Here is a 7122-nt window from a genome sequence, read left to right as displayed (position 1 = left end):
GTTCGGCGCCGGCGCACCGGGGTTGCGCCCGGTCTGCCCGGCGTTACGGTTCGCCGCGGGCGAGGCGGCGTCGCGGCCGGAGGAGTGCCGCGTGGAGATCACCAGCAGCGGGACGGCGGCGAGCACCGCGACGGCCACGGCGGTGAGTGCCACGACCCGGGCACGGGAGCGCCGCGGACCCGGTGCGGGGGCCTCGCTCGTGGCGAGGACGGGAGAATGTCGCGTCACCCGCTCGAGCGTCCCCGGCGCCTTCTCGGGCGCGAAGATCTCCTCGCTGGGGATCGCGGTCACCCTGGGCAGCACCACGCCGTGCCGGATCTCCAGATCCACGGCTGCTGTCATCGGTGTTCTCCTCCCACCACCGGGCAGGGCACGCCACACGGCCGCGTGCCGCGCGTCTCCAGCACGGCACCCGACCGTGGCCGAGGCCAACAATCGGATTTTCTACTATTAACTTGACCGGCGCATGCTTTCTGTCAAATGCACCCAACGGAATCTCCCCCTGCGGCCGATCCGGACTACTCCTGGGGGTCCGAAGAGCCGGGATGGAAGTCGGGGTTGGGGATGTAGGCGCCGCTGGGCGAACCGTTCTCCAGCCGCTGCACCCCGCGGATGAACCGCACGTCGATGCCGCCGGGGAAGACGACCTCCTCCTGGTCGGGGAAGGGCGAGGCGATGTCCAGGGTGGCGTTGACGTCGATGCCGCCGGGCAGCACGACGTCGTAGCGCCACTGGTACCTGCCGTGCAGCGCCCCGGCCGCGCGCGGGTCGTTCCATGCCGAGTCCCGCAGGTAATGGCGGTTCCGCGAGGTGCTCACATAGCCCGTGTCCGCGGGGTTGTTGTACACGTGGTCGATCAGGTGGCCGAGCCGGGCGCCCCTGGGCCGCAGGCCGTCACGGAACACCTCCTGCGGCCTCTTGTCGCTGAACTTGTACAGCGGCGTCCCGTCCGGGTCCGTACGCCACCTCATCGCGTGCGGGAGCCCGGAACCGAGCAGCTCCGGCCGGGCCGCGGTCACGGACGGGTCGACGACCGGCGTGCCGGAGACCGCGTGCGGGCTCGGCCGGCCGACCGGCGCGCCCGGGTCGGCCGAGACCTTCCCTGTCGTGTCCACGTCGGGCCGGGACGAGGCCACCGGGCTCGATCGGCCGGGCAGGTACCAGTTCCAGGCCGGCCCCTCGGCGTAGAGCCGCCCCTGCGGATCGCCGACCCGCCCGGCCCGGGGCGGCCCGGCGTCGTACTGTCCCCGCAGCCCGCCCAGCGCCGTGCTCTCGGCGACGAACACCCGCTCGTCCGGCTCGTCGGCCCCCTGCCCCCAGATCGTCCAGTGGTCGCTCCGCACGACCGTGGGGAACTCCGCGACGGTCGCCTCGTACTCGGCCGCGAAGTCGTCCGCCGGGGGCTCCGGCCGGACCGGGGCCGGAGGCGCAGGCGTGCCGGAGAGCGCCTGGTAGATGCCGTCCGCCAGGCTGTGGGCGGTCGAAGGGCCGTCGTCGGCGAGCGGCACCCGTACCGGGGGGCCGCCCGCGACGCTCGTCAGGTAGATCGCCGACTCGTCGGCCCGTATCGTGTGCGGGGTCAGGGCGTCGCCTCCCAGGCTCTCGCGCAGCGGCTCCCAGTCGCCGAGCCGTTCGATCGCCCCGGTGCGGTGCCTCAGCAGCATTCCGGTCGTGACGTGGATGAAGTCGCTCCCGTAGCGGGCCCAGGCATCGCTCTCCAGGAGCCGCCCGTCCCGCAACCGGATCACGCCCGTGTCGCTGGCCTGGTAGCCGTACTCCTCCGGCCGCGCGGGGCCGGACCGCCGGACGGTGTGCCGGTGTCCGGGCCGCTCTCCCCGCCCCGGCGGAGCCGGGCCGTCGTCTCCGCCGCGGCCCGTGAAGGGGGTGACGTGGCCGATGAGAGTGGCGAACAGGTCGAGGTGGCGGTCGCGCAGGCCGGACCGAGGGAGCCCGCCCTCGGGAACGGCGTCGAAGTCCCCCATGAGGCTGCCCGCGTTCCGCGCGGTGCGGGAGATCGTGTGCGTGGTCCGTCCCAGCCGGTGGTCCCGTGAGGTCGCGCGGGACTCGTCGCGTGCGCCGAGCTGGTGGGCGATCTCGTGGGCGTAGAAGACGGGGCGCTGGCCGACGATCCAGGTCCGCTGCGTCATGAGCCGGCCCGGGGTGTAGGGGGCGACGGTGGTCTCCAGGTGGGCGGCCTGGCCCGGGCCGGCGCGGACGACCCTGACGCGGAACAGGTCACCGGCCAGGTCTCCGTGGCGGAAGTGGTGCCGCGGCCGGTTGAAGAACTCCTCGACGCCGGCGGTCAGGCGTTGCCAGGTGTCCCGCAGGTCGGTGTCGCCGACGCCGGCTTCGCGGTTCAACCGGACGACGACGGTGAGCTCGGTGACGCGCTCGCCGTCGTGCTCGACCCGCCGTACGTCGAACGCGGACTCGACGGGCCGGTGGGAGGCGGGATCGAGCCAGGTGTGGCTCCGTGCCTCCTCCGGTGCCCGAGCCAGCAGCCGCGTCAGTGCGCCGGTGAGCGACGCCTCCGGAGCCGGCGGGGACGGCGTGACCCGCTCGCCGTCCGGCTGTTCCACGGTCACGGAGCTGGGCGGCGTGCCCGGCCTCCCGCCGGAGGGCGCGTGGGCATGCCCCGGACGTCCGCCGGACCGCCCTGGCCGCGCGAGCGCCCGCAGCCGGACGAGCGCGTTGTTCACCTCCGCCATCGCCGGGTGGGCGAACGGCGCGACGATCGGATGCCGCTGCGCGACGCCGTGCAGCGCGGTGATGAGTCCCTCCAGTTCGGCGACGAGGCCCGCGGCCTGCCCGTGGTCTCCGCCCAGCACGGCGCTCGTCGTGCGGACGATCGTGTCGATGAGCTCCTCCGTGACGACCGCCGTCTCGTTCTCCATGCCCTGCAGGACAGGATCGAGGTACCAGGCGGTGTTCACGAACGAGTCGATCTCCTGGACCCACTGCGGGATGGTGCCGCGGAACATGTCCAGTTCGGCCGGCGCGGCGGCGGCCAGCCGGCGTCCGGTCTCAGTGTTCGAGAGCGTCCTGAAGGCCCGGGCGAAGTAGTCGGCGGTCCGCGCCATCCACTGCACCGTCTCGAAACGGTCCCGCAGAGCCGCCGCGGTGTGACGGCCGCCCTCTTGCCGCCCGAAACCGCGCAGCTCGACCAGGACCAGGGGCACGGGCAGGTGGCCGTCGTTGGTGTCCGGATCGTCGAAATGCGTGTCCACGCCGAGCGCCTCGTCCTGGTTGATCAAAGGCCGGCCGGGCAGCAGCGCGGTGTCCAGGTAGTCGCCGATCGTGTGTCCCCACTGCTCGTCGAGGCCCTCCGCGCTGAGCGGGTCGGTGCCGTGCACCTCCGGCCGCCGGGCGCTCGCCGTGCGCACGACCGCGTCCCGGATGTTCTGCGCCTGGTCGGCGAGGAACGCCTGGACCGGGTCCGGCAGTGTCCTACGGATGCCGGCCAGGGACGTGCGCGACGCCGCCGCCGCGCGCGCCTTGAGGGCCACGTTCTCGTTCGGCGGGCCGTGCATGATGGGGCCGACCTGGGCGTAGACCAACGCCAGGAAGCCGCGCAGCGCGCTGACGTCCGGACGCTCGGTGAGGAGGCCCATCGCGTACGGCGGGATCCGGTGGCCGGCGAACCCGGGCAGCGTCCGCACGTAGCCGACGGCGATCTCGTCGCCGAAGTTGAGCGCGTCCGCGAGGTGCTGCCGGGCCGCGCTACGGGAGGTGCTGTGGTCGCGGACACCGCTCAGGAACTCGTGCATCCGCGTCACGGGGACTCCGGCGGTGAAGTGCACCAGGAAGTCGAACGGGCGGCCGGCGGGGTCGGGCTGGACGACGGCGCCCCGCGCGTCGTCCGAGTACGTGAACGACTCCTCGGGGAAGATCTCCTCGATCGGCCGATCGCCCTGGAGCCGCCCCAGCCGCTCGATGGCGGCCTCCACCGCCGCGAGGACGCTCTCGCCGTTCGCCCGGCCGACGTCGCCGGGGACCGTCGCGATCGGCGCGGTGACGATCTCCAGGATCCGCCGGGGTACCCGCCTGGCGAGGGTCCGGCCGGCCTGTCGCAGCGCCTCCGCGGACCCGAACACAGTCCCGTCCGTGGCGATGTGGAGGAACGTGCTGTCGAGGACGACGGAGAAGCTCCCGTCCCGCGCGGTGATCCGGAAGTCGTTCTCCCAGGGGTTCAGCCCGTCCCGAAGCCGGATGAGCGTACGGGCCTCCGCCTCGAAGCCGACCGCGCCGGCCCTCACTCTCGGAGGCGCGCCGAACGCGAGCCGGCCGGCGATGTCGGCGGCCAGCCCCTTGGGGTCGTTCGGACCTCCCTGAGGCAGCTCGGCCAGTGCGCGCCGAACCCGGGCGGCGTCGACCGCGCCACCGGTCCGCCGCTCCCCGAACCCGGCCAGCCGGCGGTTGACCTCGATCACCAGATAGTCGCTCACCTCGCGGTTCCGCCGGTCGTACTCCGGCCGGGCCGGACGCACCGGCCCGGCGAAGGAGGATCCGCCCGGCGCCTCAGTCGCGACGGGGGCCGTCGGGGAGAGGTCCGGCACCCCGGTGGAGGGCCCCGGGTCGCCCAGCTCGTGGTGGATCTCCGTGGTCAGCCGCTCCAGCTCCCGTACCTCCCGGAACATGACGTCGAGCCGGTGCTGGGCGCGGATGTGCGCCGGGACGCCGTCGTGGGCGCCGGGCGAGCGGCCCTGCCGGAACCGGCCGACGATCGCATCGGCCTCGGTACGCCGCACGCCCCTGGTGTTCGGCGGAAGCCGCCTCAGGAGCGTCTCGAGGTCGGTGGTGGCGTGGTGCAGCCGCCGCTCCAGCGCCTCGGTCCGCACCTGGAGCCGTCTCCGGGCGTCCTCGGCCGACGTGGGCAGCGCCGGACGGAGCGTCTCCCACGACACCCCCGGCGCCGACCGGGTCGTGCTCTCTGCGCCACGGAAGTGACCGGGTGTGCGGATGAAGCTGAGCCGGGCCGTGCCGTCCGGTCCGAGCGGCGTGACGTAACGGTCCTGGACCAGTGTCAGCGGCAGGCCCAGCTCATTCGCCGCGATGTGCGCGGCGAGGTCGCCGGCCTCGTTGGACCACGAGTCCATCCGCCGGATCTGGTTCACGAGGGCACGCTGCTGTTCGGCGACCGAGCCTCTCCGGTCGGCCACGTGGAAGAAGTCCCCGTAGCGGGACGGGAGGCCCTGGGCCGCGACCAGGAGGTCGGCCTGCAGCCGGTCGGCCAGCCAGTTCCGCAGGCGCTGCACGGCGACCCGCTGGTCACCCCGGATGTCCAGGCCGGTGATGTGCCGGGCCAGGTACGGACCGGCCATCACGATCAGGCTGTGGTAGAAGCAGTTGTTGTCGAGCGGGACCTCCACCGGCCGCAGCCGCCGGCCGCGCAGCACCTGGTCCAGCCGGGCCGGGTCGAACTCGGCCTGCTCGATCTCCGCGGCTCGGCGGGCCGCCCTCTCGACCTCGTTCGGGCCGGTGGACTTGGACGTCGTCGCCTTCGCCGACGCGGCCCGGCCGGGCCGGGCGATGACGACGGTGTGCCGGCCGTCGCCGACCTGACGCAGCCCGGACCGGTCGCGCGTGGTGAGTGTCGTGTCGCCCGGTCCGGTACGCCGGTAGCGGCCGTCCGGCAGCACCACGGCGGCCCCGGTGTGCACCGGACCGGTGTAGAAGATCAGGGTGCCCGGCGGCAGGTTCGCGGGCACCTCACGGGTCGTCTCGACGGTACGCCCGGTGGTGCCGGCGAGGAGCGAGCGCACCGCCTCGGCGGTCTCGCCGGTCACGGTCGCCTCGGTGAGGAACCGCGTCGCCTGTTCCAGGTCGGTCGCCACGACGTCCGCGACCGTCGTGTTCCGGGCCGGGCCGCCGCGCGTCAGCCACGAGAGCGGGGCGTACCGGGAGAGCGGCCCGAGGTCCTGCTGGTCCGGGCGCCGTACGCCGGCGGCGGTGACCCGGTACCGCCCGTCCGCGCCGACGTACACGTGCGGTGTCTGCGGAAGCGGTTGATCGACCGCCACCTGCTGCGACGTGTCCGCCGGCGCGGTGCCGCGCCGACCGCCGCGCAGCGTACCCGCCCCACGCTGCGTGCCCGCCCCGCGCTGCGTGCCGCCGCCGCGTGAGGTGCCCCGCGTCCCGGTGGAGCGTGCCGTACCGCGGGAGGTGTCCGGGCCGGGTGAGGAGAGGACGGGTGAGGAGAGGACGGACGGGTCTCGGTCCGGGGGCCTGGGAGAACCCACCGGCGCACGGCTGACCACGATCGTGTGGGGCTGCCCGTTGAGCACGCCCCGTACGTCCTGCTCGGTCGTCTCCGTCGTGTCCGTGCCGCCGGCGAGGTGGGCGCGGTACCCGGTCGGCGTCACGACGGCGACACCGGTGCCGACCGGACCGGTGAACCAGACCCAGGTGCCGACCGGCAGGCCGGCCGGCAGCTCCTGCGGCGTCTCGGTGATCCGGCCGACGCGGTCGCCGAGCGTCTCGCGGACCCGCTGGACGCCGGTCCGTCCGGAGGGACCCGACAGATGGTTCACCGCGGCGCCCAGCGCGGTCCGCACGACGTTCGCGACGGTGGGCACCTGCCGCGGACCGCCCCGCAGGAGCCACAGCAGAGGGGTGAAGTCGGCCAGCCGCCCCACCGGCCGCCAGGTCAGTGTCGTCGCGCCGACCGGCCCGATCCCGTGCCTGCCGCTGATGTGGACGTAAAGGTGCGGATCGGCCGGCAGCGGCCCGAGTGTCGCGGTGGACAGGCTGACGATCCGCGGGCCCGGCCCGGCCGTCGAGGCGGCCTCGTCCTCGGCGGCCACCTCGTGCTCGAACTCGGCGGCGGACAGGACGAGCGCCGGGCGTTCACGCTGGGCGACCGCCCAGGGGTCCTGGCGGCGGCCGCGCGGATCGAGGTGGTGCGCGACCATCGCCAGCGCCGTGTCGCGCACCGGGCCGAACGCGGTCTCGCGCGGCCGGGCGCCGCGCAGCTCGGCGGGCGGGTTCACCAGCGTGCCCTGGGCGTCCATGTCGAGCGAGTACAGCCGCAGGGCGTCGTCCGGCGGGCGCACCGGCAGGCCGGAGACCGACTCGAACCAGACGATCCGGCCCCCGTGGTCGACCACGATGAACCGGCCCCCG

The 7122-nt window shown here is 74.2% G+C and carries 2 protein-coding genes; both read right to left on the bottom strand.

Features of this window, described 5'->3' with window-relative positions; genetic code table 11:
* Window positions 1–342 (bottom strand): hypothetical protein (locus tag ACFFNX_RS36985; protein WP_378210686.1); only part of this gene is annotated, 342 nt, incomplete at its 3' end.
* A gap of 176 nt (window positions 343–518) precedes the next feature.
* Window positions 519–7106, bottom strand: a complete 6588-nt coding sequence (locus ACFFNX_RS36980) for a scabin-related ADP-ribosyltransferase (protein WP_378210685.1) — start codon at window positions 7104–7106, stop codon at window positions 519–521.
* Window positions 7107–7122: the final 16 nt, after the last annotated feature.

This window comes from Actinoallomurus acaciae (genome assembly GCF_042429965.1).
In the GTDB taxonomy this organism is placed as follows: Bacteria; Actinomycetota; Actinomycetes; order Streptosporangiales; family Streptosporangiaceae; genus Actinoallomurus; species Actinoallomurus acaciae.
The sequence above is the reverse complement of the archived record's forward strand: the minus strand, read 5'-3'. Positions and strand labels throughout refer to the sequence as shown.